This is a genomic window from Actinoplanes sp. SE50/110 (assembly GCF_900119315.1).
Classification (GTDB): domain Bacteria; phylum Actinomycetota; class Actinomycetes; order Mycobacteriales; family Micromonosporaceae; genus Actinoplanes.
Window position 1 is genome coordinate 4,191,545 of the sequence record NZ_LT827010.1, and the last position, 26,215, is coordinate 4,217,759.

A 26,215-nucleotide genomic window follows, 5' to 3' on the forward strand; every position below is an offset into this window, starting at 1 on the left:
CGGTGACGCACCAAGGAGGTGAACACCGCGATGAGCGACTCATTGCGTACCGGGACGCCGGGCACGGCGTCCACAGCCGACCTGGTCAGCCAGGCGGCCGCGCAGATCTCCACGCTGGTTCGCGACGAGCTGGCCCTGGCCAGGGCGGAACTGACCGAGAAGGGTAAGCGCGCCGGTGTCGGCGGCGGGCTCTTCGGCGGCGCCGGCGTGCTGGCCCTGTACGGGCTCGGCCTGCTGCTGACCCTCGCCGTCGTCCTGCTCGACCTGGTCCTGCCGCTGTGGCTGTCGGTGCTGATCGTCGCGGTCGTCGTCTTCGCCGCGGCCGGCGTCGCCGCGCTGCTCGGCAAGAAGAAGCTGGCCGAGGCGACGCCGCTGGCCCCCAAGGCCGCGATCGACAGTGTCGAGGCCGACGTCAAGACCGTGAAGACCGCAGCCCAGCGAGGACGGAACCACTATGACCAGGCCTGACGTTCCCGCCGATCCCGACGACCTGCGGGAGGAGATCCAGCAGACCCGCGCCGACCTGGGCGCCACGGTCGAGGCGCTGGTCGCGAAGACCGACGTGAAGGGCCGCGCCAAGCAGGCCGCCAGGGAGAAGGTCGAGACCGCCAAGGCCAAGGCCGCGGAGACGGTCGAGACCGCCAAGGTCAAGGCCGCCGACACGGTCGAGACCGCCAAGGTCAAGGCCGCCGAGACGGTCGGGACCGCCAAGGTCAAGGCCGCCGACACGGTCGAGACCGTCAAGGCCAAGAGCACCGAGATCGCCGGTACGGCGAAGGACCGGATCGCCGAGGCGAAGAGCACCGTGGTCGAGCAGACCAGCCCGGCGACCCGCCGTGCGGTCCCGCCGGCCGTCATCGCCGCGGCCGCCCTGCTCGGCGTGATCGTGCTGCTCCTGCGCCGCCGCCGGCGCTGAGCCCCGCCGCACCCGGCCGGCACGGCGCCCGCCGTGCCGGCCGTCGTCGCGGGGTAAGGTTCAGTTCAGGTGTGCCGGGAAGTCTGGTCGGCGACTGTCCGCCGTGCCCGCTTCCCGAGGAGCTCCGTGTCCGCACCGCCGTCCCGCCCGCGTCGTCCCCTGTTCGGCCGCGGCAGCTGGCCCGAGGTCAGCCGGATCGGAGACATCCTGCGCGCCGAGACCGTCGGCGGGGCACTGCTGCTGTGCGCCGCGGTCATCGCCCTGATCTGGGCGAACTCGCCGTGGTCGGCCGCCTATCAGGCGCTGGTCGCGGCCCGGGCCGCGGTGCCGGCGCTGCACCTGGATCTGACCCTCGCACAGTGGGCGTCCGACGGTCTGCTGGCGATCTTCTTCTTCGTCGCCGGCCTGGAGCTGAAACGCGAATTCGTCGCCGGTGACCTGCGGGACCCGCGCCGGGCGGCGCTGCCGGTGGCGGCCGCGCTGGGCGGGATGGCGGCGCCGGCGCTGATCTACACGGCGGTCAACGTCACCGCCGCCGGCGGGGTGCCGTCCGGGTGGGCGGTGCCGACCGCCACCGACATCGCGTTCGCGCTGGCCGTCCTCGGGGTGATCGCCACCCACCTGCCGGCGGCGCTGCGCACCTTCCTGCTGACCCTCGCCGTGGTGGACGACCTGCTGGCGATCGTCATCATCGCGGTCTTCTACACCGACGCCCTGCATCCGCTGCCGCTGCTGGCCGCGCTGCTGCCGCTGGCCGGTTTCGCGGTGCTGGTGCAGCGCCGGGTGCGGGCGTGGTGGCTGCTGCTGCCGCTGGCCGCGGCCACCTGGGTGCTGGTGCACGCCTCCGGGGTGCACGCCACCGTCGCCGGGGTGCTGCTCGGCTTCGCGGTTCCGGTCGTGCGCCGCGCGCAGGGGCCCGGCCCGGGCCTGGCCGAGCATTTCGAGCACCGGTGGCGGCCGCTGTCGGCCGGGGTGGCGGTGCCGCTGTTCGCGTTCTTCGCGGCCGGGGTCCCGCTGGCCGGCGCCGGCGGGCTCGGCGCCACCCTGCGCGACCCGGTGACTCTGGGGATCGCCGCCGGCCTGATCGCCGGCAAGTGCGCCGGGGTGTTCGGCGCCACCTGGCTGGTGCAGCGGACCACCCGCGCCAGTCTCGACGACGGGGTGAGCTGGTGGGACGTGTTCGGTCTGGCGCTGCTGGCCGGCATCGGTTTCACGGTGTCGCTGCTGATCGGCGAGTTGGCCTTCGGCGCCGGCAGCGTGACCGGCGAGCACGCCCGGATCGGCATCCTGGCCGGCTCGGTGACCGCGGCGCTGCTGGCGTCCGTGGTCCTGCGGCTCCGCAATCGACACTACCGCCGGCTCTGCGCGGCCGAGGCGGTGGACACCGACGCCGACGGCGTTCCGGACGTCTATCAGCACGACGCTCACCCCGAGGTCTGATCTTTCGCGGGCCGGCGCAGGCGACTCACCGGGATCCCGGTGATCGACCTGGACGGCTTCCAGGCGGTCACCCGACATCTGCGCCCCGGCGTCCGCGGCCGCACCGCGGTCGGCCGAAAGGCCCGAGGTCGTGCTCTGTTCGCCCGAGGGTCGGCGGCAGGCATGGACATGTTCATGATTTTCGATTGATATGACTCCGAGCGGTCGGCGTGGCGCCGGCCGGCAAAACGGAGGATCACACGTGCGCACTCACCTCAAGCGCGGGGTCGCGGCGGTCACCGGGCTGGTCGCCGCCGTCGCGGTGACCGGCACCCCGGCGCAGGCCGCCGGATCGGGCAGCAAGGTTTCGCAGACCACCACGGTCGGCATCCACAATACGTACGACCCGGCCACCTTCGCCTACCTCGCGCAGGCGCTGGACCAGCGGCCCGGCCTGATCGAGCTGGACGTCTGGCCCGACGTGATCACCCGGGAGTGGAAGGTCAGCCACAGCAACCCGCTCGGCAACGCCAACAACTGCGTGGCGGCGACCAGCGCGTCCGGGCTGTACTCCGGCCGCGCCAACAAGAACCTGGAGTACTGCCTCGACGACATCCGGCTGTGGCTCGCCGCGCACCCGGACGCCGGCCCGCTCGTGCTGAAACTGGAGTTGAAGACCGGCTTCAGCGGTCGCACCGGCCAGGGGCCGGCGCAGCTGGACGCGGCGATCGCGGCGCACCTGGGCGCGGCCGTGTTCAAGCCCGCCGACCTGCTCGGCTCGTACGCGTCGCTGGACGCCGCCGCGAAGGCGAACGCCTGGCCGACCCGGGCCCAGCTGGCCGGTAAGGTGATCATCGAGGTGATCCCGGGCACCGTCGAGGAGGGCAACCCGACCGACACGCTGTGGACCGACACCGAGTACGCGAGGTATCTGGCCTCGCTGAAGGCGGCCGGCACGCTGAGCCGGGCGCAGATCTTCCCGGCGGTGCACAACGCGGCCAAGGGCGACCCGCGCACCCGCTACCCGGACACCTCGCTGCGCCCGTGGTTCGTCACCTTCGACGGTGACGCGAACACCTACGTGACCGGCGGCATCGACACCGCCTGGTACGACACCAACCACTATCTGCTGGTGATGACCGACGTGCAAAACATCGCCCCGGTGGTCACCGCCGGCGACACCGCCGCGGCGAAGGCCCGGGTGGCGCAGGTCGCCGCCGCGCATGCCAGTGTCGCCTCCTCCGACTGGTCGTCGATGCCCGCCGTGGACGCGATCGTGGCCGACCGCGGATAACCGCCCGGCGGGCGAGCAGGGCGCGGAGACGTTAATTTACGAGCATCTCCGGCAGTGATCCACCGACCTCACTGGAGGACCTGTGATCGTGTCCCGCATCCCACGCGGCGCCCTGCTCCTGGCCGCCGGCCTGCTCACCGCCGCCACCGCGGCACCCGCCCCGACCCTGGCCGCGACATCGTCCCCGACGGCGGCCGCGCCGAGCGCCGACGTGGCCGGGCCGGTCATCGACGAGAACTTCGCCGATCCGGACGTGATGAAGGCCGGCCACACCTACTACGCCTACGCCACCAACAGCGACGGCCGGAACATCAGGTGGGCCACCTCCACCGACCTGGTCGGCTGGACCGTGCAGGCCGGCGACGCCCTGCCCGCGCTGGGCGCCTGGGCGGACCCGACCTGGACGTTCCCGCCCGGCGGCGCGGGTGATCACGGCGTGTGGGCGCCGGAGGTCTTCGCCGCCGGACCGAAGAGCTTCGTCATGTGGTACACCGCTCATGACCGTACGTCCGGAAAGCAGTGCATCGGGGCCGCGACCGCGACGTCGCCGGGCGGACCCTTCGTGCCCCGCGACGCCGCGCTGGTCTGCACCCCGGAGATCGGCGGCGCGATCGACGCCTCCTCGTACAGCGAGAACGGTCGCCGGTACATCCTGTGGAAGAACGACGGCAACTGCTGCGCGCAGGACACCTGGCTGCATCTCCAGCAGGTCAGCGCGGACGGGCTGCGCCGGATCGGCACCGAAACCCGGCTGATCAAGCAGAACAAGCCGTTCGAGGGCACCCTGGTGGAGGCTCCGACACTGTGGAAGCACGGCAAGACGTACGTACTGTTCTACTCGGCCAACTTCTTCGGCAACGGCAGCTACGTGAGCAGCTACGCCACCTCGACCAGCCTGGGCGGGCCGTACACCAAGGCCGAGGCGCCGCTGATGACCACCGACGCGTTCGCCGGCTCGGTGCGCGGCCCCGGCGGCCAGGTCGTCGCGACCGGCCCCGACGGTCACGACCGGATCCTCTTCCACGGCTGGGACGCGACGTTCACCTACCGCGCGGTGTATTCCCAACGGCTCGACTGGCTGGGCGACCGCCCGGTCGTGGCCGGTGCCAAGATCCGCTATGAGGCCGAGGACGCCGACTTCACCCGGGCGAACGCCCGGTACGCCGTCGGGGGCGCCAGCAACGGGGTCGTGGTCGGTGGCATCGACTTCGCCGACAGCCGGGTCACCTTCACCGTCCGCGTGCCCCGGGCCGGCACCTACCGCCTGTACACCCGGTACGCCAACGGCTCGGACGCCGGCGCCGCCAGCCACACCCTGACCGTCAACGGGGCCGCGGCCGGGACCGTGGACTATCCGGTCACCGGCTGGGACAACTGGCAGACCAGCGAGCGGGAGGTGACGCTCCGGGCCGGGACCAACACCGTGGCGTACGGCAAGGGCACCAACTATGCCGAGCTGGACGCGATCGACATCGCCTGAGCGACCCGGAAACATGTTCGGGGGGACCGCTGTTGCACATCACGTGGTTATCAACTTCGCGGTTCTCGGGGATTCGATCGCCTACGGTCAGGGGGCGTCGCGGGCGGCCGACACCGTCGCCGCCCGCCTGTCCGCCGACCTGACCGCGGCCGGGCTGGCGCACCAGACCCGGAACTTCGCCGTGCCGGGGGCGCGCAGCGCCGGCCTGACCGCGCAGCTCACCGCGGCGGTTGCCTGGCCGCCCGACCTGGCGCTGATCATCGTGGGAGCCAACGACCTGACCCATCTGGTCCCCGCGCCGGAGGCGGCCGCGCAGCTGGAGGCCGCGGTGCGCGGGCTGCGGGCGGTCGGCGCCGAGGTGGTCGTGGCGCCCGCGCCCGACCTGAGCGTGGTCCCGCGGCTGCCGGCCGAGATGCGCCCCGCGGTCCGGGCCGCCAGCACCCTGCTGCACGACGCGCAGGCCGGCGCCGCGCGGGCGGCGGGGGCGCACGTGACCGGCATCGGGATCAGCTCGGCCGCCGGGTTCGCCGCCGACCCCGGCCTGTTCAGCGCCGACCGGTTCCACCCGTCGAGCGCCGGCTACGCGGTGATCGCCGACGCGCTGGCACCCACCGTGCGCGCCGTCGCACGAAGCCTGGCCGTCGCCCGCTAGCACGCCCCGCCCGGCTTGAGCGCTGCCGAATCCTGGCCCGGTCGGAGCGCCATCTCCCAAGACCGAACCGGCTTCCTGTCGATGGTGAGCCGCGCGGCGGCAACCCGCTTGTGATCCGGCCAGTTCACCACGGCCAGGGTTAACGGATAAGAGCTGAGGGTGATGGCGTCTCACCACGGATTTGACTAGTGACCGAGTATCAGCTGGTCAAGCGGCCTTCGTCGGTGTCGACCACGAAACACGCGCAGTCGAGAATTTCCAACAGCGCGGCCCTGACACGCCGGATTCCGTCCGCGTCCACATCCAGATACAGCTGGCAGTCGCGGTGGAAGCCGAGGGCCGATGCGGCCCGTGGGTCGAACTCCAGGGTCAACCGTCGGCCGATGAGAGTCCACGCGCCTGGCCCTGGCGCAACCGTCCCAGCGCCGTTGATCACCTCGTCCACCCAGCCGTCATAGCGCAGCCGGACCAGCATCACGTGGACGCCCGCAGCAGCAAGGCTCAGCGTGTGCTCTCTATCGGTCTGCCAAACGTCGATCCGGTCGACACGCAGCTGGGTGCTGTCCACGTGCGGACCGTACTGCGGCGTCTACCGCTGCGCGAGGGCAATACGACAGAGCGCGCGCGCTCCGCGGCTACGCTTCAGAGGTACCGCGGAATGATGTGACCGAAGGCGATGCTACCGGCCACAGTCAACTGAAACACCGACTCAATCTGAACCGACAAGCTTGTGCGCCGGTAGCGGCTGACCCAGCAGCGGTGTCCCGCATCCGTAGCGCTCCTGGTAGATGTCCGCGATCATCCTGAGCAGGGTTGGGCAGTCCCCGGTGTAGGACGAACCGTGCATCACTGCGAGAGTGACGGGCTCAAGGTCGGCAAGGCGCCGGTAGGTTGTCAGCACCGCCGGGCCTAGCGATGTCTGGTGGAAGAGGTCCTCGGCGGCGATGATCGCTTCGAACGGAGCCTGGTCCGTCACGGGCGGCCCGTCGCCGAACTGGGTGCATAGGTCGCCGAGGAACAGTGTGCGAGTCTCCTGCTCGAACAGCATGTGCGACTCCCAGTTGTGCGGTACGTGCGGCGTGGGTAGCGCGATCAGGCGCCGTTGCAGTGTGGCGCCGCCGATGTCGAGGGTCTCTCCATCCGCCAGCGGCCGGGGATCTCGGTCGCAGAGGTCGTTGAGCGAAACCTGGCAGCCGAGATCGCCGTGGACGACCTGTGCATGCGGAGCGACGGCGAGGAAGTTGTTGACCGCGCCACACTCATCGGCCTCGACGTGCGCGAAGGAGATCCAGCGCAGGCGCTCCACCGGCATGATCCGTTCAATCGCCTCCTTCACCAGCGGGAAAAGTTGACGCATGCCGGTGTGATACAGCAGCGGCTCCTCGGCATCGACCAGGAATTGGTTGAAGGTGAATCCTCCTGGGGCGATATCCGGGATGCACGTGGAGATTCGGTAGATCCGGTCGCTGATCTGGTCGACGCGTGTGCGCATGGTTGTCTCCTCTCGTGCCTCAGCGTATGTGCCTCGCGGGCCGCCGACGCTGCTTCCGCGCGGTTCTCCAGCGCGGCCGGAACCAGCTCCGCTGCACGACCAAGTACGTCGTTGTACGGGCCGACCATCATCTGGAAGAGCCCGGCCTCGAGCCGGCCGAACTCCAGGGCTGCCGCCTCAGGCCGCCGTGTCGGAGATCCCGCAGCGCTGCGCGGCGAGCAGCTCGTGCAGCCGGCCGACGGGTGCCGGGCGGGCGAAGTGGTAGCCCTGGGCGAGGTCGCAGCCCAGCTCACGCAGGCGGTCCGCCTGGGCCTGCGTCTCGACCGCCTCGGCCAGCGTGCTCAGGTCCAGGCTGCGGCCCAGATCCACGATGGTGCGCACGAATGCGATCTCCCGCGGGCCGCCGTCCGCGATCTGCTGCGAGGTGAAGGAGCCGTCCATCTTCAGGATGTCCACCGGCAGCTCCCGCAGGTACGCCAGCGACGAGTAACCGGTGCCGAAGTCGTCGATGGCGATCCGGACCCCGCGGTCGCGCAACTGCTGCAGCTGCGTGATGGTGGTGGCGGCGTCGGTGACGGTGGTCACCAGCACGGTCTCGGTGATCTCGACGATCAGTGCCGCGCCGGGCAGGGCGGTGTCGGCCAGCAGGGTCAGCAGGCGGGCGGCGAACCCGGTGTCGCGCAGCTGATGTGCCGACACGTTCACCGTCACCGGCAGCTGGAAGTCGGTCCAGAGGCCCGCCAGGTCGGCGCAGACCCGGGCGAGCACCCACTCGCCCAGGACGATGATGTCGCCGCTCTGCTCGGCCAGCGGGATGAACCGGCCGGGGGAGACCGGCGTTCCGTCGGCCCGGGTCCAGCGCAGCAGGGCCTCGGCGGCGATGATCCGGCCCGTGGCGAGTTCGACGATCGGCTGGTAGTGCATGGCGAACTCGTCCGCGCCGAGGGCGTGCTGCAGATCGGCGATCAGGTCGCGGTTGGCGCGCCACTGGGCGTACTCCGCGGGGTTGAACAGCGCCAGGCCGTCGCCCTGCGCCCGGGCGTTCTGCAGGGCCAGGTCGGCGTCGCGCAGCGCGGTCGTGCCGTCCTGACCGGCGCCGACCACGACGGCGCCGACGCTGGCCCGGACCCGGCGATGGTGCAGCCCCGGCACCGGATACGGCGCGGCGACCGCCGCCCGGAGGCGTTCGGCCAGCCGGTGCAGCACCCCGTCGGCGCCGTCGGCGAGCACCGCGAAGGAATCGGCGTCGAGCCGGGCCACCAGGGCGTCGCTCGGTGCCGCGGCCCGCAGCCGGTGGCCGGCCTCCACCAGCACGGCGTCGCCGGCCTTGTGCCCGAAGGCGGCGTTGATGTCGCGGAACCCGTCGAGGTCCAGCACGAGCAGCACCCGGTCGTCGGTGCCGCGGCGCTCGAGCGCACCCTGCAGAGCCGCCCGGTTGCCGAGCCCGGTCAGCGGATCCAGGTAGGCCCGCTGGTTCAGGGCGGCGCCCAGCTGCGCCAGCCGGCCGATCAGCAGCACGGACGTAGCGCAGCCGAGGAACAGCGGCACGACCAGCCGCCACGCCGTGCCGGCCGGTGCCGCGCTCGCCGTGCCGAGGATGCCGAGCCCGGCCACGAGCACGGTCAGCACGACGTAGGTCGACAGCCTGAGCCAGGACAACGGCGTGGCGTTGCGCGGCATGCTGCCGGTGCTGCGCGCCATCGACGGATGCAGCGCCGCCGCGCCGATCAGCAGATACGTCGAGACCCAGCCGACCTGGATCCAGCCCGGCGGCGCCGACGGCCGGTGGAACAGGACGGCGTAGTAGGTGATGTCGGTGGTGGCCCACAGCGTCGCCGCGCCGACCATCAGCCGGTACGCCGCGGTGCGCACCCGCGACACCACGACCACCCGCACGGTCAGTGCCAGGATCAGCAGGTCGATCCCGAGGTAGAGGAGGTAGCTGGCCAGCCGCAGTCCGCCGAAGCGCCCGCTGGACAGCAGCGGTGTCACGACGAGCGCCCAGACCACCGCGCCGCCGCCGGTCAGCGCGATCGCGGTGTCGATCAGCCCGTCCCGGGAGCGCCCCGGTACCCAGCAGTACACGCTGCTGACCAGGAGCCCCATCGCCACCAGGTAGCAGAGGTCACCGAGAGACGGAAACCGGGGTATGCCGGCCGGGGTCATCATCAGCGCCCAGACAGTGTTGGCCAGCACCGAGACGCCCACCGTGCCGACCAGCAGCCACCAGGGCCGCGACCAGACCGGCCGGTAGCGGTGGATGCCGGTGACCAGCGCGGACAGGACCCCGACGGCCACCGCCATGTACAGCCACATCAGCAGGTGCACCGGCGCCAGCAGGATCGCGGCGACGACGATGACGCCAAGACCGAGATACCAGCGCAGCACGGCAGCGCTCGGGTCTCCCGGCTTGTCATGATTCGTCACCCGATAAGAACAGCACGTTCCCGCGTCCGGAGCCGCCACTTCGCCCCGGCAGGTCAGGTGCCCAGACGCATCACCAGGGCGGCGGCCAGCGCGCCGGACCGGGTCAGCCGCAGGTCGAGCTCGTCGGCGAGCCGGCTGGCCAGCCAGAGACCACGGCCGCCCTGGGAGTCCGGCGCGGGCGCCACCGGCCCGACCCGGACGTCGCCGCCGGTCGTCGCGTCGTTGTGGACCTCGCACACCAACGCCGTCGCGGTGGTGCGCAGGGTCAGCTCGCCGCCGCCCCCGCCGTGCCGCACGGCGTTGGTGAGCAGCTCGTACACCGCGATGGTGAAGTCCTCGACACGCTCGGGGGAGAGCCCGGCGGCCCGCGCCGCCGCCTGGACGGTGTGCCGCAGGCCGCCGATCGTCTCCCCGGTGAACGGCACCCGGACGTCGACCCCGTCGGTGCGGTGCGGCGGACGGTGCCGAACGACGACCAGGGCCTGGTCGTCCTCGCTGGCGCGGGCCGCGGCCAGTACGGCGTCGGCGACGTCGTCGGCGCACGCGTCGGCAGCCGTGCCGGCGAGCACGGCGTGCAGGTCGTCGACACCACGGTCGTAGTCGCTGTGCCGCCGCTCGACGAGCCCGTCGGTGTAGGCCAGCAGGGCGGCCCCGGGCACGAACGGCACCGAGGTGACCGGAATACCGCGGTTGACCAGTCCCAGGGGCGGTGTGCGATCGGTCGCCACCGCCGTCGGCGGGTGCTCCGGGCCGAGCAGGACGGGGTGCGGATGGCCGGCCCGGACGATGTCGGCCCGCTGGCGTGCCGGGTCCAGGACGAGAACCACGGCGGTGCCCCAGAAGTCGCGTCCGACCAGCGTGGTGAACCGGGCGAACAACTCCTCCAGCGGCACCTCCAGCCGGATCAGCGTGTTGATCACGGTGCGGAGCTGCGCCATGTCGGCCGCCGCGTCGATGTGGTGGCCGACCACGTCGCCGACCACCACGGCGAAGCGTCCCTCGGGCAGGTTGATCAGGTCGTACCAGTCGCCGCCGAGTTCCAGGCCGGAGAGCGCCGGCCGATAGCGTACGGCGATGTCGAGCTCCGCCGGCACCACCGCCGAAGCGGGGTGCAGGCGCGTGGCGAGCCGCGTGATGAGCTGGTGTTCGGTGGCGACCAGGCGGGTTCGTTCCAGGGTCTGCTCACACAGGTCGGCGACCGTGTCGAGCCGGGCCAGGCCGTCGGTGCCGAACGGCCGCCGATACGGCCAGCCCAGTCCCAGCGCGGCGACCGTGCGGCCCTGCGAGTCGTGCAGCGGCAGGGCGACCGTGCTGACGATGCCGTGACCGGCGACGATGTCGGCCACGGCCGGAAACCGGTCGCGGTACGCCTCCCGGCCGGGTAGCACGATGCGGCGGCCGGTCCGGATCGCCTCCACGATCGGCTGCGGATCGTCGAGGCGCAGGCCGGTGTACGCGGCGGCCAGCGCCGCCGGCAGGTCGCGGTGACACATCCGCAACCGGTCACCCTGCTCCCGGACCAGCAGACCGCACAGCGTGGTGTCGAGGGCGGCGGGAATCGTCTCCAGCATCACCGCGATCGCCTCGTCCGGGGTGCGGGTGACGCTGAGCCGGGCGGCGAGCGTGGCCATCCCGGAGGCGGCCGTGATCAGCTCGGCCCGCTGCAGCGCCTGACCGCTGAGACCGGCGACGGTCTGCAGCACGTTGCGCAGCTCGTCGATCTCGACCGGCCGGTCCCAGCGGATCAGCACGGAGCCGGCGACGGTGCCCGCCTCCAGCGGCACCGGCATGACGAACGCCGCGGCGTCGTCCGGCGCACCGGCCGGGTCGCTGGCCGGGATCCAGGTGGCCGAGGCCGCCTCGACGACGGCGGGCAGCAGCCCCTCCACCGTCGCGGTGACCGCCGCCCGGTCCGTCGCCGTGCTCAGCGCCCCGGCGAACCGGGCCAGCCCCTCGGCCTGCCGGAGGGTGCGCTGCCGGTCGGTCATGTCCCGGGCCACGACGGCCAGGTACGGCGTGGTCTCGGTGTCCCCGGCGACCGTGAACGCCTGCAGATCCACCTCGAGCGGAGCACCGCCCCGGCCGGTGGGCAGCGCCCGGGCGGTGTGCCGGCGTGGTTCCCGGGCGGTCTCCCGCGGCTGCAGCGGCTCACCGATGAGGTCGGTGAGCCGCTCGGGCGCCGCGGTGCGATCGGTCATCCGCAGGCCGGCCGGGTTGACGTAGCGCACCGAGCCGTCGATGCGGGCCACCGCGATCAGGTCACCGGAGCGTTCCACCAGGGCCCGGAACAGCCGCGACTCGGCCTGGGCGGAGCGCTCGGCGGTCAGGTCGGCGGCGTAGGCCAGCCAGCGCAGCGGCGCCCGGTCCAGCGCGACCACCCCGATCAGCACCGGCACCCGGTGGCCGTCGGCGTGCCGGTACTCCTTCGGGAACGCGCTGCTGCGCCCGGTGGCGGCCAGCTCGGCCAGGGACCGGCGGTCGGCCTCCGCCCACTCGGGCGGGGTGAGGTCGGGCCAGCGCAGCCGCCCCTGCTCCAGGTCGTCGCGGGTGTACCCGAGCATGCTCAGGAACGCGTCGTTGGCCTCGAGGATCGCCTCGTCGACCCCGCCGAAGACGGCCAGCACGTCGGTGGTCAGCAGCCGCTCGAACCGGGTCCGCTGCTCGCCGAGAGCCTGCAGCAGGCGGGTCCGTTCGGTGACGTCGACGATGGTGAAACCCACGCCGACGTCCTGGTCGGAGCCCGGGATGCGGATCGGGAAGTAGCTGGCCACCCGGTGCCGCACGAGTGCCGACTCCGGCTCCGGCGCGGTGAACTCGACCCCGGTGACCGGCCCGTCCACCATCACCCTGCGCATCAGCTCCTCGATCCGCCGGCCGGTCTCGCCCCAGAGCTGCGAGGGACGCCGTCCGAGGTGGTCCCCGGCCGGCAGGCCGTTGATCCGGGCCAGGGCCGGATTGATGTGCCGCAGCCGCAGGTCCAGGTCGGCCCAGCCGATCCCGACCGGCGCCTCCTGCAGGATGGCGTCGATGATCGCGGTGGTGCGGCGGACCGCGACGCCGGCCTCCACCTGACTGTGGACGTCCGTGATGGCGCCGAGCCACTCCACCACCACGCCGTGCTCGTCCTGGATCGCGGCCGCCCGGCCCACCACATGCCGGTAGGCCTGGTCGCCGGCACGCCACAGCCGATACCGCTGTTCGAGCGGGGCGGTCCGGCCGGGCAGCCCGCGAAGGTCCCCGGCGACCCGGTCCCGGTCCTCGGGATGGATCATCGCCAGCCAGCCGGTCTCGCGGTGCTCCGGCCACGGCTGCCCGGTGTAGCCGGCCAGGGCCGGCTGCTCCTCGGTGATCGCCCCGGACGCATCGTGTGCCCAGACGACCGTGTCGGTGGCCTCGACCAGCGACCGGAACCGGCGCTCGGCCCGGATCTGCGCGGCGCGCGCTGCCGCCGCCGGCTCCCGCGCGGCGGGCCGGTCACGCATCGCCGGGTCGGCGTCGCTCAACGTGCGACCTCCGCCCGGCGTCGAGATGACGACGGCATCGTACCGTCCCCGGCTCCGGCCGATCACCACCGACGGCCCGGGTGGCCGGAGCCCGCCGGGTTCCGGGTGGTGGTGGCCGGCGTCAGCGCACCGGATGCCCATGGAGCCCGGCCCGGGACGGGGAGTCCGCGGACCGCCCGGTGGGAACGGTGGCGATGAGTTCGGCCAACAGGGCGATCCGTGGCCGCACCGAGTCGAGATCGATCCATTCGTCGGTGCTGTGGTCGTCGCCGCCGACCGGCCCGAGCCCGTCGAGCACCGGGATGCCCGCGCCCGCGATGAGGTTGGCGTCGGCGCATCCGCCGGTGCCGGTGAAGGACACCGGCACCCCGGTCGCGGCACCCGCGGCGCGGGCCGCGTCGAGCAGCGCCGCGTCGGTGCCGTGCCAGGGCGGGGTGGGCGCGATGAAGGCGACCGACGCGCTGACCCCCTCGACGTACCGGGCCCGGGCCAGATCCTCGATCTGGCGCAGCGTCCGGCGGAAGGTGTCGTCGTCCGAGGCGCGGACGTCGACGAGCATGTCGGCGCGGTCGGCGATCACATTGGGCCGTTCGCCGGCCCGCAGCACACCGACGTTGACCGTCACGTCCCGCCCGGTGTTGTTCAGGCGCTGCAGGGCGACGGTGAGCCGGGCGGCGGCGAGCGCGGCGTTGGCACCCCGGTGCGGTTCGATGCCGGCGTGGGCCGCCCGCCCGTACAGGGTGATCTGAATGTCGGTCATGCCCTTGCGCGCGTTGACCAGATCGCCGTTCTCCCGGGCGCATTCCAGGCAGAGCGCGACATCGCAGGCGCCGGCGAGCTCGGCGAGCAGGGCCCGGCTGGCGGGTGAGCCGATCTCCTCGTCCGGGGTGGCGACGTAGACGATCTCGGCGAAGGTGTGCCGCCGGTCCCGCTGCAGGGCCTGCACCGCGGCCAGGCCGGCGAGCAGGCCGCCCCGGTCGTCGGCGACGCCGGGCCCGTAGGCGCGGTCACCGCGGATCGCGAACGGGCGCCGGGCCGCCTCGCCGGGCGGGAAGACGGTGTCCAGGTGCCCGGCGAGCAGGATCCGCCCCGTGCCGGTGCCGCGGATCCGGGCGACGAGCACGTCACCGTGCGGGTCGCCGGCGACGTCGACCGGATGCCGGGTGGTCGTCATCCCGGCCTGCTCGCACCAGCCGGCGAGCAGGCCGGTGACCGCGGACAGCCCGGCGAGGTGACGGGAGCCGGAGTCGATGTTGACCAGGGTCTCCAGGCGCTGCAGATAACCGGGGTCGGGAGGGGTCACGGTCACCGGATTCTCGACAGGAAGGCGCGGGTGCGTTCGTGGCGGGGGCTGCCCAGCAGGTCGGCGGGGGTGCCGGACTCGACGACGGTGCCGCCGTCGAGCAGCACGATGCGGTCGGCGACCTCACGGGCGAAACCGATCTCGTGGGTCACCACGATCATCGTCATGCCGTCCGCGGCCAGGCCGCGCATCACGGCCAGCACCTCGCCGACGAGTTCCGGGTCGAGCGCGGAGGTGGGCTCGTCGAAGAGCATCAGCTGCGGGTCCATCGCCAGGGCGCGGGCGATCGCGACGCGCTGCTGCTGGCCGCCGGAGAGCTCCGCGGGGTAGGCCTGTGCCCGGTCGGCCAGGCCCACACGGTCGAGTAGCTCCAGCGCGCGGGTCCGGGCCTCGGCGCGGCGGTGCCCGCGCACGTGGATCGGCGCCTCGACGATGTTGCCGAGCGCGGTCAGGTGCGGGAACAGGTTGAAGCGCTGGAAGACCATGCCGATGCCACGGCGCCGGTCCGCGATCTCCGCCGGCCGCAGTTCGTGCAGCCGGTCACCCTGCTGGCGGTAGCCGACCAGGTGACCGCCGACCCACATCCGGCCGCCGTCGATGGTCTCCAGGTGATTGATGCAGCGCAGCAGGGTCGACTTGCCGGAGCCGGACGGGCCGAGCAGACAGCACACCTCGCCCGGGGCGACCGTGAGATCGACGCCCTTGAGCACGTCGACGGCGCCGTACCGCTTGACGATGCCCTCGGCCCGCACGGCGGGCGGTGCCTCGGTGACAGTGGTCATCGCGTGATCCCCCGGTTGGTGGTGGTGACGCCGCGCCCGAAGCGGCGTTCGACAAGGAACTGGGCGGTGGAGAGCACCGACACGATCGCGAGGTACCACAGGGCCGCCACGATGAGCATCGGGATGACCTGGTAGTTGGCGGTGTAGATGCCCTGCACCACGGTGAGCAGGTCGCTTCCGGCGATGACCGACACCAGCGCGGTGGACTTCAGCATGGTGATGGTGTCGTTGCCCATCGGCGGGATGATCACGCGCATCGCCTGCGGGAGCACGATCCGGCGCATGGTCAGCCGGGGCCGCATGCCCAGCGCGTACGCCGCTTCGAGTTGTCCGCGGTCGACCGAGAGGATCCCGGCGCGGATGACCTCCGCGGCGTAGGCCATCTCGTTGAGCGAGAGGGCCAGCACGGCGGCCACGGTGCCGGTGATGACGACGCTGGTGGGGCGACTCCACAGGATGTCCCCGGAGAACGGCACCGTCAGGGTGAGGGTGGGGAACAGGGCCCCGAGGAAGCCGAAGAAGATGATCTGTACCAGCAGCGGTGTGCCGCGGAACACCCAGACGAACAGCCACGACACCGCGCGCAGGACCGGGTTCGCGGACAGCCGCATGATGGCGATCGCGGTGCCGCCGGCGGTGCCGAGCAGCTGCGCGACGACGGTCAGCCACACGGTGGTCAGCACACCGTGCAGGATGTACGGCTTGAACAGGTACTCGCCGATCACGTCCAGGCGCAGGTTCGGGCTGCGCAGCAGGGCTTGCAGAAACGCGGCCAGACCGGCGACGGCCAGCACGGCGGCGACCCACCGTCCCGGGCGGCGGAGCGGGACCACGCGCAGCGGTGTTCCGGCGACGCTGGCCGCCGTGGCGGCATCGGCATCGACACTCATGGCGAGCCTCCTTCACTGCGGCGGGCGCCGCGCCAGCGACGCCCCCGCGGGTCGACGGTCAGTTGATCGGCTGGTTGACGGTGATCGTGGCGAGCCCGATCGGGGCCTGCTTCCACTGATCGAGGATCTTGCGGTACGTGCCGTCGCTGATCAACGACTGCAGCGCGGCCTGGAAGGCGGTGGCCAGCTCGCCCCGGGACTTGAGGAAGCCGAAACCGTTCGGGCTGGCCAGCCATCCGTTGGGCGCCGCCGGGTCGTCGGCGAGGGCGACCTTGCCGGACAGCTGGGTCACCACGTCGGTCAGGTTGACCCGGGTGGCCGCGACCACGTCGACCTGACCGGCCAGCAGCGCCTGCACGGCGTCGGTGTTGGCCGGGTACTGACTGATCACGATCGGCTGTCCCGGGCAGGAGGCCTTGCTGTACGCCGTCAGATTGTCGACCTGGTTGCTGGCCTTCTGCGCGCCGACCCGCAGGCCGCACAGGTTCGCCACGGTGGACACCTGCTTCGGGTTGCCGGCGGTGACCAGGAACCCGGTGCCGGAAGCCGTGTAGTCGACGAAGGTGGCGACCTGTTCGCGTTCCCGCTTGTCGGTGACGCCGCCGGCGATGGCGTCGTACTTGCCGGCCTGCAGGCCGGGTACCAGACCGTCGAACGGCTGCTGCTGGAACGTCGCCCGCAGCCCCAGCCGGGCCGCGGCCGCGGTGAACAGGTCGTAGTCGAGGCCGACGAAATGGCTCTGGTCGCCCTTGGTCTTGAAGTCGATGAAGGGTGCGTAGGGGGCGTTGGTCGCCACCGTGATCGAGCCCTTGGCCCGGGCGTCGGCCGGAACCCGGGCGGCCAGCGCCGGGTCGGTGGTGACCGTCCCGGCGCCGGCGATGGTGACCGTGACCGGGGTGGCGGCGGCCGACCCACCGGTGGTGGCCGTGGACGGGGTGGAGCCACAGGCGGTCAACAGAAGGGCGGTGCCGACCGCCGCCAGGACGGCGGTCTGTCGTGGGTATCGGATTCTCATGTGTCCTCCGCATGCCTTGCTGGGTAAGCGGCACTGTAACGGAGGATACAGATGATGTGAAGTTACAGATCGATGTAATGAGCGTCAGAGCAGAGTGAACCGCCGGCTGGCCTCCTCGATGCGGGCCAGGCGCTCCCCGGCCGGGGCGCCCAGCCGGTCGATGACACCGGCGATCACGGTCTCCAGCACGGCCAGAGCCGGCACGAAACTGTCGTATGCCGACGGTGAGTCGACCGGGCAGGCCAGGACCGCCTCGGCCACCGCGGCGATGGGGGACAGCCAGCGGTCGGTCACCAGGACGACCCGGGCGCCGGCCTCGGTCGCCGCGCGGGCCAGCGCCAGCGACCAATCCTCGTACCGGCGGAAATCGAAGATCACGAGCAGGTCGCGGCGGCCCACGTCGACCAGCGTGTTGGCGCGTTCGACCGCCCCCGCCGGCAACAGCCGTGCCCCACCGCGCACCTGCATCAGGTGCAGCAGCAGGTATTCGGCGAGCAGCCGGGAGAACCGGCCACCGGCCAGGGTCACCGTCAGTTGCCGGTCGGCCAGCAGCCGGACCGCGGCGTCGAACTCCGCCGGCGGCGTCTCGGCCAGCGCGGTGGCGAGCACGCCGGGCAGGATGGCGGCCGCGCGCTCCAGGGCGCCACCGTCCGCGGCCGCGGTGGAGCGCCCGGCGCTGTAGGTCGTCAGGGGCGACACGTCGCGTTCCGTCAGCTCCTGGCGCAGCGCCTTCTGCAGCTCGGGGAACCCGGTGAAGCCGAGGCGGCCGGCCAGCCGCAGCACCGTCGGCGCGCTGACGCCGGCCCGCCCGGCCAGGGCGGCAACCGTCTCCAGGCCGGCCTGCGGATAGGCCGCCAGCAGCACGCGGGCCACCTTCCGCTCCGCCGGGCTGCACTCGGCCCAGCGTGCCCGGATGAGGCCGGCGACGCCCACCGCGGGGCCGAGGTCTTCGTTCGGGGTCGACATGGGATCAGCCTAAACGGGCCGGCACGCGGCGTTACATCGGCGGCGATCCTCGGCTCAGCCGTAATCGATGTTACATATAGACGAATGATTCGCGTGGCCGTAACGTGCCTATCCACATCGCATCGATGTCGGCCACCGCGCAGCGGCCGGCCGCCGCCCTCTGGAGGTTTGCATGGTCACTCGTCGCACCCTGCTCGCCGGCTCGGCCGCCGCCGCCACCGCAGCACTCACCGGCACCCCCGCGGCCGCTGCCGCGCGTCCCGCCACCGGCCCGCTGATCCTGGCCGGTGGCGGCCTGGCCGACGACAACGCCGCTGTCTACGGGGAGATCGTCCGGCGGGCCGGCGGCGCCGGGGCCTACATCGGGGTGCTCACCGCCGCGTCGGTGCCGCCCAGTCAGGATCCGGACGCCGGCACGCCCGACGCGTCCAACAGCGCCGCCAACGGCGAGTTCTACCGGCGGTTGCTGCTGTCGTACGGCGCCGGGCGGGTCGAGTGGATCCCCGTCGACCTCGACCATGTCGGCGCCGCCGACGATCCGCAGCTCGCGGCCCGGGTCGCCACCATGACCGGCTTCTTCTTCGGCGGTGGCGACCAGTTCCGCTACGTCACCTGCATGATGCACGGCGCCGCGCACACCGACTCCGCCGTGCTGGCCGCCATCCGCCGCCGGCATCGCGCCGGGGCGGTGATCGCCGGCTCCAGCGCGGGCGCCGACATCCAGCAGGGACACGACATGGTCACCGGTGGAGACAGCTACCCGGCGCTGCGCGACGGATCCACCGCCGGCTACTTCGACGACTCCAGCGTGTCCGGGTACTGGCCCGCGGGCGGCTTCGGCTTCTTCACCTCGGCACTGCTGGACACCCACTTCAACGCCTACGGCCGGCTGGGCCGGGGCATCGTGCTCGCCCGCACGGTCGGCCGGCACCACCTGGTCGGCGTGGATCCGGACACCGCCTACCTCGTCGAGCATCCCGGAACCGCCCACGAGTGCGGCCAGGTCATCGGGACCGGCGGGGTCAACGTGATCGACCTGTACCGCGACGTCCGGTGGAGCTTCCTGACCGCCGGTTACCACTATCAGCCCGGCACCGGCCGGATCACCCCGCCGCCGGCGGTGCGCCCGCTGCGGGCGGATCCCGCGCACCGCGGCGTCCCCGACAACAACGACATCTTCGGCGACCATCAGCAGCTCAACCTCGCGCTCGCCCTGACCGCGGCGGACACCCGCCGCGCCGTCGGCTACACGGCACAGAGCGACCCCCGGTTCGCGGTCACGCTGACCAAGGGACACGACTTCCGCGGCTACACGCGGGACGGACGCACCGCCGACTCCTTCCTCGACCTCACCGTGGCGATCTCCGCCGTACCGGCCTGACAGGAGGCCCTCGATGACCCTCACCACGCCCCTGCGGCGTCGCCTCACGGCGGCCGCCGCCCTCGGCGCCCTGCTGTTCTTCGGCGGCGTGCATGCCACCGCTGCCCAGGCGGCCGTCACCCGGACCCGGGCCGGCAACCAAGCGGACGTCTCCCGGACCGGATGGAACGGTCCGGCGTTCGTCTTCTCCGGAGCCGGCGCGATCGTGCCGGCCACGTTCACCCGAGCCGTCACCGCGATCACCGGAGGCGCCGGCACCATGGACGTCGTGGTCCTGGCCGACGCCCCGCCCGGTTCCGGCAGCGCCACCCCGGAGTGTGATGCCGTCCTGGCGCTCGCCGGTGTCAACGCGTGCACGACCCTCGTGCTGACCTCGGCGCGCGACGGCGACGACGCCGCGGTCAACACCGAGATCCGCAACGCCGAGTTCGTCTACTTCGCCGGCGGGGACCAGTGCGCGTACGCCGCCTGGAAGAGCACCGCACTGCGGGCGTCGGTGCAATCGGTCGTGGCCAAGGGGGGCGGCGTCGGCGGTGGCAGCGCCGGCACCCACATCAACAGTGACATCGTCTACGACGCCTGCGGTGGGAGCGTCACCTCGGCCGAGGCGCTGGCCGACCCGTACACCGGCGCCGTGACCTTCACGACCGGCATGTTCAGCTGGCCGCACTACGCCGGCACCATCAACGACTCGCATTTCGTGACCCGCGACCGGATGGGACGCACCATGGCCTTCGTCGCCCGCTCCCTCAAGGACGGCCTGGTCACCGGTGGTAAGGCCTGGGGTGTCGGCATCGAGCAGGGTGGCTCGCTGTTCGTGGATCGGGCGGGCCTGGCCACGCTCGCCGGTGCGGACGCCTACATCGTTCTCGGCGACCACGCTCCCGAGCAGGCCGTCGCCGGGCGGCCGCTGACCTACACCGGCTTCAAGATCTGGCATCTGACCGGGGGCGGCACCTTCGACTTCGCCAACCGGCCGACCTGTGGCTATTACCTGCGCAGCGTCACCGCCGGGGTGGCCGACCCGGGCCTCTACAGCGGAACGCCGATCGCGGACTGCTCGGGCGGCGCCGGCGCGGTGACCGAGACCGAGCCGAACGACTCGCGGGGCACCGCCAACGACCTCAGCACCGGGACCTACCCGCTGACCGTCAGCGGCTCGGCGAAGTCCGCCTCGGACCGCGACTACTTCAAGCTCTCGCTCACCCAGAATCAGAAGGTCACCGTCTCCTGCTCGATTCCCGACCAGTACGACGCCGACCTGTACCTGCTGGACGGCTCCGGGGCCGGCCTGGCGCGCTCGGTGAACGACGGCAAGGGCGCCGACGAACGACTCACCTATACGCGTACCGCCACCGGCGCCGGCTCGTACTACCTCGACGTCGAGGCCTACAGCGGATCCGGCACCAGCCCGTACGCCTGTGCCGTCGTCAAGGGCTGAGGCCCTTCGTTGCCGGAGCAGGGGGAGGGGACTACAGTGGCCTTTAAGTGAACGATGATCGTTCAGTAACGGGGTGGTCGAAGGAGGCTGCCGTGGGACCGGGTGTGATCATGGTCGGGATCGACGGTTCCGAGTCGTCCCGCCGGGCCGCCGCCTATGCGGTCGGCCTGGCGCGCCGGGAGGGCGCCCGGCTGGTCGGCGTCTACGTCCGGCCGCCGGCCGGCGCCATGGTGTCGATGGCCGACTCGTCCGGCACGGTCGCCGCCACGATGGTCGCCTCGCAGGACGCGGTGGTCTCCGAGTTCCGCGACACGCTGCAGCAGGAGCGGACCCGGCTGGGCGTCGACATGCAGATCGTGGTGCGCGACGGCGACCCGTTCACCGAGCTGTGCCACGCCGCCAGGGAGTTCTGGGCGGACGCGGTGATCGTGGGCCGTTCGGAGCGCCTGCTGCACCGGATCGCCGGCTCGGTCGCGCAGCGCCTGGTCCGCTGCGGCCGCTGGCCGGTGACGGTGGTCCCCTGAGGGACGACGGTCAGGCCGGCGCGCGGAACAACGGCCCCGTCCGGGCCCGCCGATCCGCGACCGGGCTGGCCACCGCGTGCAGCAGGAAGTCGACCAGCTGGCGGGCGTGGCTGCCGGCCTCCTCGGCCAGCGCGGCCCGCCGGTCGGCCGGGGTGGTCATGGCGTGCATCATCGCGCCGCCGATCAGTGTCTCCAACAGCAGACTGACCGAGACCGTGCCGGGCAGCTCGCCCCGGGCGACGCCGCGGCGCACGATGTCGCGGGCGGCCTGGATCTGGGAGGCGCGCATCGTCCGGTAGTGCTCGGCGACCTCCGGGATGGCGGTCTCCAGGTTGAGCCGCATCGCGGCCCGCCCGGCCGGGCCGGTGTAGAGGCCGAGCACCTGGGTGGCCAGCTCGACCAGGTCGCCGTGCAGGGTGCCGGTGTCGACATCGCCGACCCGGACCAGCCCGGTGGTCAGCGCGTCGGTCAGCAGTTCCTCCTTGCTGCTCCACCGCAGGTACAGGGTGGCTTTGCCGATGCCGGCGCGGCGGGCGACGGTCTCCATCGCGAAACCGGCCCAGCCGGCCTCGCCGAACACGTCCAGGACGGCCCGGGTGATCCGCCGGTCCACCTCGGGGTCGCGGGGACGGCCGGAACCGGCGCTGCTCATCGTCTCGGTCCTCCCCGTTGCGCCACGTTCCCGGTGAGAATACCGCCGGGCCGGCGGAACGATGAACGTTCACTTGTGGCGGTTCTCGTCAGGTGTGGCCCCGGGCGGCCGATGGCAGGACCATGTCGATCGATACCGCCGGGATCGCGGACGCCGCCATCGAGGCCGCCCTGGTCGTGCTGGAGGAGACGCCGCGCCAGGATCTCGACCCGCGGCCGACCCTGGCCGAGGCCGGCCGCCTGGGCCGGGCCGCGCTGCGTGGCGGGCGCTGCGACCTGGGAATGCGGGCGCGGTTGCTGGAGGCCGACGCGGTGAGCCGGACCGGCGACGTGGCCACCGGCGCGCGGATCTTCCAGGAGGTGAACCGGTGGGCCGTGGAACACCGGCACCCGCGGCTGCTGGCGCTGAGTCACATCCGGCTGTCGCTGTTCTACAGCCACCTGGGGGACACGGTCGTCGCCCTGGACCACGCGATCCAGGCGCAGCAGGCCCTGGCCGCGATGGGCGCCGAGGCCTCGCCGATGCTGCGGCTGCGCGGCACCGTGCAGCTGGCCAACGTGCACGGCGACAACGGCGACCACGCGTCGGCCCGGGCCCGGTACGCCGAGGCCGAACGGATGTCCGCGGGGCAGATCGCGGCCGGCCGGGTCGACGCCCGGGTCCGGATCACCGTGCTCAACAACCTGGCCTACACCGAGTACGAGGTGGGCGACATCGACGCCGCGGAGGCGGCCGCCGACCGGCTGCTGGCCGCCGCCGCCTTCCACGGGCTGGACCTGGACCACAGCGGCGTGGACACGGTGGCCCGGATCCGGATGAACGCCGGCCGGCACGCCGAGGCGATCGCGCTGCTCGAACCGCTCGTCGCGGTGGAGACCGACGACGCCTTCAGCGAGCTGAACACGACGGCGAGCCTGCTGCTCACGCTGGCCGAGACGTACCGGCGCTGCGGCGACTATCCGGCGGCCGGCGCGGCGCTGGATCGCTGCCAGACCCTGGTCGACCAGCGCGGCCTGCGCTCGGTCGGGATCGAGCTGCTGCGCGAACGGTCCGAGGTGCTCGCCGCGTCCGGCCGGCACGTCGAGGCGTTCGAGGTGCACAAGCGGTTCCACGCCGCGGCGATGGCGGCCCAGTCGGCGGAACGTGACGCCCGCGCCCGGACCCTGCACGCGCTGCACCAGTTGGACGAGGCGACCGGTCTGCGGGAGATGGCGCTGCGTGATCCGCTGACCGGGCTGTACAACCGGCGCTACGTGGATGCGGAGCTACCGCTGCTACTGCACCGGGCCGCCGAGAACGGCGAGCCGCTCGCCGTCGCGGTCGTCGACCTGGACCACTTCAAACAGATCAACGACCAAGGCTCCCACGAGGCCGGCGACCGGGTTCTGCGCGAGATGGCGACCCTGCTGACCGCCGCCGCCGGAGCCGGGGGCTCGTTCACCGCGCGGCTCGGCGGGGAGGAGTTCCTCCTGGTGCTGCCCGGGGCCGGCGCCGCCGAGGCCGCCGAGCGGATGACGTTGCTGTGCGAAACCGTCCGCCGCTTCGACTGGCGGCCGATCACCGGCGACCTGCCGGTGACGGCCAGCATCGGGATCGCCGTCGCGCCGCTGGGCCGCGCCGGGTCCGCCGAGCTGCTGCACGAGGCCGACAGCCGGTTGTACGAGGCGAAACGTTCCGGCCGTGACCGGGTGGCCGCCTGAGCCGCGAGCTCGGGCCGCCCGCACCGGGTGTTCAGCGCGGTCGCTTCGCCACATCGGGGATCACCCGGAGGATCCGGTCCGGTCGGCGGGAAGGTCGGTCGTGTCAGAGCCGGCCGGCCCGGCGCGGCAGCCGATCCAGGACGGTGGCGCCGAGCAGGATCAGCGCCATCACGCCGCCGTAGCCGAATTGCCGGCTACGCGCAGCCGCCTCGAGACGCGGCCGGCACCGCGGTCATTCAGTTGTCTCTGCTATCTGCAGAGCGCCGTTGATCAGGGAAGCCGTCCAGCCGTGTGACTTGTAGTGCCAGGTCGGGTCTGCGGCCTCCGCGGCCGCGAGCCATGCGCAAGCGCGATCAAGCCCGCCTCCCGTCGTGAGAACAGCACGGGCCTGGGCGCGAACGCCGCTAGGAACGGCATAGAGCGCGAGCACGCAGCGCGACCGCTCGGAGGTCCCACGCTGCAGGAAGTACGTGTTGCCCATGTCCCGATAACGGGTCGCCCGGAGCAGGAGGGGGTCCGTCGTGGCGCCGCCGTGCATGATGAAGTCCAGCGAAAGCAGATGGACGCCAGCGGCTCGCAGCGTTGCTTCGACGGTGGTTCGCCCGACCGGATACGACCAGCCAGCCTGCAGCTTGTCCCGGTCGTAGCTGTCCCACAGCTCGTCCGTCACCTGCGCAACTGTACCGGCGGACGGAGACCATCGGCGGAACACCGCACCTGGGCTAGGCCCGCCAGGGTCGGGCACCGGCACGTACGGCGTCGAGGCAGGCGCAAGCCTGGGTCAGCCGAGTAGGGCTTTTGCCACGGAGCGGCCGGACAGCCAGGCGGTCTGGACCCGCGGGCGGCCGAACGCATCGCCACAGAGCCAGACCCGGCCGTCCACGGCATACAGGGCCTTGCCGGGCTCGGGCTGGGCAAAGGTCCAGCGGTGCACGCTCACCTCCGGCTTGGCCGAGAGACCGAGCAACTCGCCGACGGCCTCGGCGAGGATCGGCCCGGCCGCCTCGGGCGCATTCAGGTGCCTGGCGGCCAGTTCTGCGGTTGAGTGGGCGACCAGGACCGGCGCGCCGTCGCCGCGCCGGTCGCCGTCGTCGCAAATGGTGGCGAGTATGGGATGGTCGTTGACGAAGGCGCCTCGCAGGTCGTCCCACTCACGCAGCGGGTAGCGCAGAACGGCCACGATCGCCGGATGCCAGGTCTGCGCGGCCGCGGCCGCCGCGATCCCCGGCGGTGGGGCCAGCCGCAGAGCCTGCGGGCCGGGCATGGCGAGCACCACCGTGTCGGCGTCGGCCGGCACTGCGTCGAGCGGGGTTGATAGACGTATGTCCAGCCCGGCGGCGAGGTCGGTGGCCAGCGATCGCAGGCCGTCGGGAGCAGCCCAGCGGACCGGGCCGGTGGCATCCCGGCCGCCCGGGTAGACCCGGAAGGACTCGGTCCACGGCCGGGCGAGTCCAGCGGCCTGCCAACCGGCGACCTGGGCGGCGAAGTCCGGGTCGTCGGCGACGAGGTACGCGGCTCCGATGTCGGCATACCGGCCGCCGTAGCGCTTGCTGGCCAACCGTCCGCCGACGACCCGGCCGCGTTCGACGACGCGCACACTGGCCCCAGCGTCCGCCAATGCTCGCGCACACGACAGCCCGGCGATCCCGGCACCGACCACGACAACGTCCACGCTCGAGACCTTACCGAGCACCCGCGCTTCAGACTCGGGACCGCCGGCGTTTGATAAACCGTTGAGCAGAATGACCGTCCCTGGTTGGTCAGCGTCATTGTCCGCTCCACCGTGGGAAAGATTTCCAGCAGCTGGCGGTCGGGTCGTCACGGCGTCTCGGCGGCCAAGTCTCGCAATCCATCCGCGGCAACAGGCACTGAGCCATACCGAGACGCTGGGGTCAACCGGTCCAACGAACGATCGGTGCGACCCGCCTCTGCAACGTAGGGCGGGCAGTTAGCCGGCTCTCGACGCGACGAGCCGCTGCCCTCGGGCAACGGCTCGTCGAAGGTGATGCTGGTTGCGGCGCTCAGGCGCGGCGGCCGTAGAGGCCGGCGACGGCGCCGACGCCGAGCGCGGCGAGAACGACCTGGATGAGCAGCTCGATCCAGTCGATGCCCTTGGTGTCGTTGACACCGAGGGCGGAGGCGATGAAGGTTCCGACGATGGCGGCGACGATACCGATGACGATGGTCAGCCAGATCGGGATGTTCTGCTTGCCGGGCACGACCAGTCGGCCGAGTGCGCCGATGATCAAGCCGATGATGATGGCGGTGATGATCCCGGAAACGTGCACGTCGAGCTCCTTGGTAAGCGGGGGTCGTTCGCACCGCAGCATGCCCAGACGACCCACGCGGTCAAACCTGCGGTGACCACAATGATCAAG

The 26,215-nt window shown here is 72.2% G+C and carries 25 protein-coding genes; 11 read left to right on the forward strand and 14 right to left on the reverse strand.

The features are described 5' to 3' along the window. Positions 1-30 precede the first annotated feature (30 nt). From ACSP50_RS18330 to ACSP50_RS18355, 7 genes are all read left to right on the forward strand, one after another. A complete protein-coding gene (locus tag ACSP50_RS18330; RefSeq protein WP_014690738.1) occupies positions 31-468 on the forward strand; it encodes a phage holin family protein in 438 nt (145 codons plus the stop codon). Further along, the gene (locus tag ACSP50_RS18335; RefSeq protein ID WP_014690739.1) at positions 455-916 is read left to right on the forward strand and encodes a DUF3618 domain-containing protein; all 462 of its coding nucleotides are present in this window, start codon (positions 455-457) and stop codon (positions 914-916) included. The genes ACSP50_RS18330 and ACSP50_RS18335 overlap by 14 nt, the downstream gene beginning before the upstream one ends. 126 nt (positions 917-1,042) lie before the next feature. Further along, on the forward strand, positions 1,043-2,356 hold the full coding sequence (gene nhaA / locus ACSP50_RS18340; RefSeq protein WP_014690740.1) for a Na+/H+ antiporter NhaA: 1,314 nt from the start codon (positions 1,043-1,045) through the stop codon (positions 2,354-2,356). A gap of 39 nt (positions 2,357-2,395) precedes the next feature. Further along, positions 2,396-2,545 (forward strand): hypothetical protein, encoded by a 150-nt coding sequence (locus ACSP50_RS41990; protein WP_155123539.1) that lies wholly within the window; start codon positions 2,396-2,398, stop codon positions 2,543-2,545. 52 nt (positions 2,546-2,597) lie between these two features. Next, complete coding sequence (locus ACSP50_RS18345) at positions 2,598-3,629, forward strand: phosphatidylinositol-specific phospholipase C domain-containing protein (RefSeq protein ID WP_014690741.1); 1,032 nt, start codon at positions 2,598-2,600, stop codon at positions 3,627-3,629. 88 nt (positions 3,630-3,717) lie between these two features. After that, on the forward strand, positions 3,718-5,109 hold the full coding sequence (locus ACSP50_RS18350; protein WP_231956966.1) for a family 43 glycosylhydrolase: 1,392 nt from the start codon (positions 3,718-3,720) through the stop codon (positions 5,107-5,109). Positions 5,110-5,152: 43 nt separating this feature from the next. Beyond that, positions 5,153-5,761 carry a GDSL-type esterase/lipase family protein gene (locus ACSP50_RS18355; RefSeq protein ID WP_197688154.1) on the forward strand — a complete coding sequence of 203 codons (609 nt, stop codon included), beginning with the start codon at positions 5,153-5,155 and terminating at the stop codon, positions 5,759-5,761. On the opposite strand, the gene ACSP50_RS45070 is transcribed toward ACSP50_RS18355, so the two are convergent. From ACSP50_RS45070 to ACSP50_RS18405, 10 genes are all read right to left on the reverse strand, one after another. Further along, positions 5,758-5,892, reverse strand: a complete 135-nt coding sequence (locus ACSP50_RS45070; protein WP_369793924.1) for a DUF4241 domain-containing protein — start codon at positions 5,890-5,892, stop codon at positions 5,758-5,760. The two genes, ACSP50_RS18355 and ACSP50_RS45070, sit on opposite strands and share 4 nt — an antisense overlap. 68 nt (positions 5,893-5,960) lie before the next feature. Then, the gene (locus tag ACSP50_RS18365; protein ID WP_014690744.1) at positions 5,961-6,329 is read right to left on the reverse strand and encodes a hypothetical protein; all 369 of its coding nucleotides are present in this window, start codon (positions 6,327-6,329) and stop codon (positions 5,961-5,963) included. Between the two features lie 141 nt (positions 6,330-6,470). Then, the gene (locus tag ACSP50_RS18370) at positions 6,471-7,253 is read right to left on the reverse strand and encodes a hypothetical protein (RefSeq protein WP_014690745.1); all 783 of its coding nucleotides are present in this window, start codon (positions 7,251-7,253) and stop codon (positions 6,471-6,473) included. Between the two features lie 177 nt (positions 7,254-7,430). Then, positions 7,431-9,680, reverse strand: a complete 2,250-nt coding sequence (locus tag ACSP50_RS18375) for a bifunctional diguanylate cyclase/phosphodiesterase (protein ID WP_155123541.1) — start codon at positions 9,678-9,680, stop codon at positions 7,431-7,433. Between the two features lie 53 nt (positions 9,681-9,733). Further along, positions 9,734-13,183 (reverse strand): SpoIIE family protein phosphatase, encoded by a 3,450-nt coding sequence (locus ACSP50_RS18380; RefSeq protein WP_014690747.1) that lies wholly within the window; start codon positions 13,181-13,183, stop codon positions 9,734-9,736. Between the two features lie 121 nt (positions 13,184-13,304). Further along, a complete protein-coding gene (locus tag ACSP50_RS18385) occupies positions 13,305-14,486 on the reverse strand; it encodes a M20/M25/M40 family metallo-hydrolase (protein ID WP_231956967.1) in 1,182 nt (393 codons plus the stop codon). A gap of 2 nt (positions 14,487-14,488) precedes the next feature. Continuing rightward, a complete protein-coding gene (locus ACSP50_RS18390) occupies positions 14,489-15,268 on the reverse strand; it encodes an amino acid ABC transporter ATP-binding protein (protein ID WP_014690749.1) in 780 nt (259 codons plus the stop codon). Continuing rightward, positions 15,265-16,158 (reverse strand): amino acid ABC transporter permease, encoded by an 894-nt coding sequence (locus ACSP50_RS18395; protein ID WP_014690750.1) that lies wholly within the window; start codon positions 16,156-16,158, stop codon positions 15,265-15,267. The genes ACSP50_RS18390 and ACSP50_RS18395 overlap by 4 nt, the downstream gene beginning before the upstream one ends. A 58-nt stretch (positions 16,159-16,216) precedes the next feature. Beyond that, positions 16,217-17,173, reverse strand: a complete 957-nt coding sequence (locus ACSP50_RS18400) for a transporter substrate-binding domain-containing protein (RefSeq protein ID WP_014690751.1) — start codon at positions 17,171-17,173, stop codon at positions 16,217-16,219. 84 nt (positions 17,174-17,257) lie between these two features. Next, a complete protein-coding gene (locus ACSP50_RS18405) occupies positions 17,258-18,139 on the reverse strand; it encodes a MurR/RpiR family transcriptional regulator (protein WP_014690752.1) in 882 nt (293 codons plus the stop codon). Between the two features lie 172 nt (positions 18,140-18,311). Here ACSP50_RS18405 and ACSP50_RS18410 point away from each other — a divergent pair, with 172 nt between their 5' ends. The 3 genes from ACSP50_RS18410 to ACSP50_RS18420 all read left to right on the forward strand — a co-directional run bounded on the left by ACSP50_RS18410 (position 18,312) and on the right by ACSP50_RS18420 (position 21,485). Then, entirely contained in the window at positions 18,312-19,520 is a 1,209-nt protein-coding gene (locus ACSP50_RS18410) for a cyanophycinase (RefSeq protein ID WP_014690753.1), read from the forward strand. 13 nt (positions 19,521-19,533) lie between these two features. Further along, on the forward strand, positions 19,534-20,961 hold the full coding sequence (locus tag ACSP50_RS18415) for a pre-peptidase C-terminal domain-containing protein (protein ID WP_014690754.1): 1,428 nt from the start codon (positions 19,534-19,536) through the stop codon (positions 20,959-20,961). A 92-nt stretch (positions 20,962-21,053) separates the two neighbouring features. Then, positions 21,054-21,485, forward strand: coding sequence for a universal stress protein (locus tag ACSP50_RS18420; RefSeq protein WP_014690755.1), 432 nt, complete (start codon positions 21,054-21,056; stop codon positions 21,483-21,485). 10 nt (positions 21,486-21,495) lie between these two features. Here the strand turns inward: ACSP50_RS18420 and ACSP50_RS18425 are convergent, their stop codons facing one another. Continuing rightward, positions 21,496-22,137 (reverse strand): TetR/AcrR family transcriptional regulator, encoded by a 642-nt coding sequence (locus tag ACSP50_RS18425; RefSeq protein ID WP_014690756.1) that lies wholly within the window; start codon positions 22,135-22,137, stop codon positions 21,496-21,498. A 122-nt stretch (positions 22,138-22,259) separates the two neighbouring features. Here ACSP50_RS18425 and ACSP50_RS18430 point away from each other — a divergent pair, with 122 nt between their 5' ends. After that, positions 22,260-23,837, forward strand: coding sequence for a diguanylate cyclase (locus ACSP50_RS18430; protein WP_014690757.1), 1,578 nt, complete (start codon positions 22,260-22,262; stop codon positions 23,835-23,837). A gap of 232 nt (positions 23,838-24,069) precedes the next feature. Here the strand turns inward: ACSP50_RS18430 and ACSP50_RS18435 are convergent, their stop codons facing one another. The 3 genes from ACSP50_RS18435 to ACSP50_RS18445 form a co-directional block, all read right to left on the reverse strand. Beyond that, on the reverse strand, positions 24,070-24,507 hold the full coding sequence (locus ACSP50_RS18435; RefSeq protein ID WP_014690758.1) for a hypothetical protein: 438 nt from the start codon (positions 24,505-24,507) through the stop codon (positions 24,070-24,072). A gap of 111 nt (positions 24,508-24,618) precedes the next feature. Then, entirely contained in the window at positions 24,619-25,509 is an 891-nt protein-coding gene (locus ACSP50_RS18440; RefSeq protein WP_043514613.1) for an NAD(P)/FAD-dependent oxidoreductase, read from the reverse strand. 349 nt (positions 25,510-25,858) lie between these two features. Beyond that, positions 25,859-26,125 (reverse strand): GlsB/YeaQ/YmgE family stress response membrane protein, encoded by a 267-nt coding sequence (locus ACSP50_RS18445; protein WP_014690760.1) that lies wholly within the window; start codon positions 26,123-26,125, stop codon positions 25,859-25,861. Between the last annotated feature and the right edge of the window lie 90 nt (positions 26,126-26,215).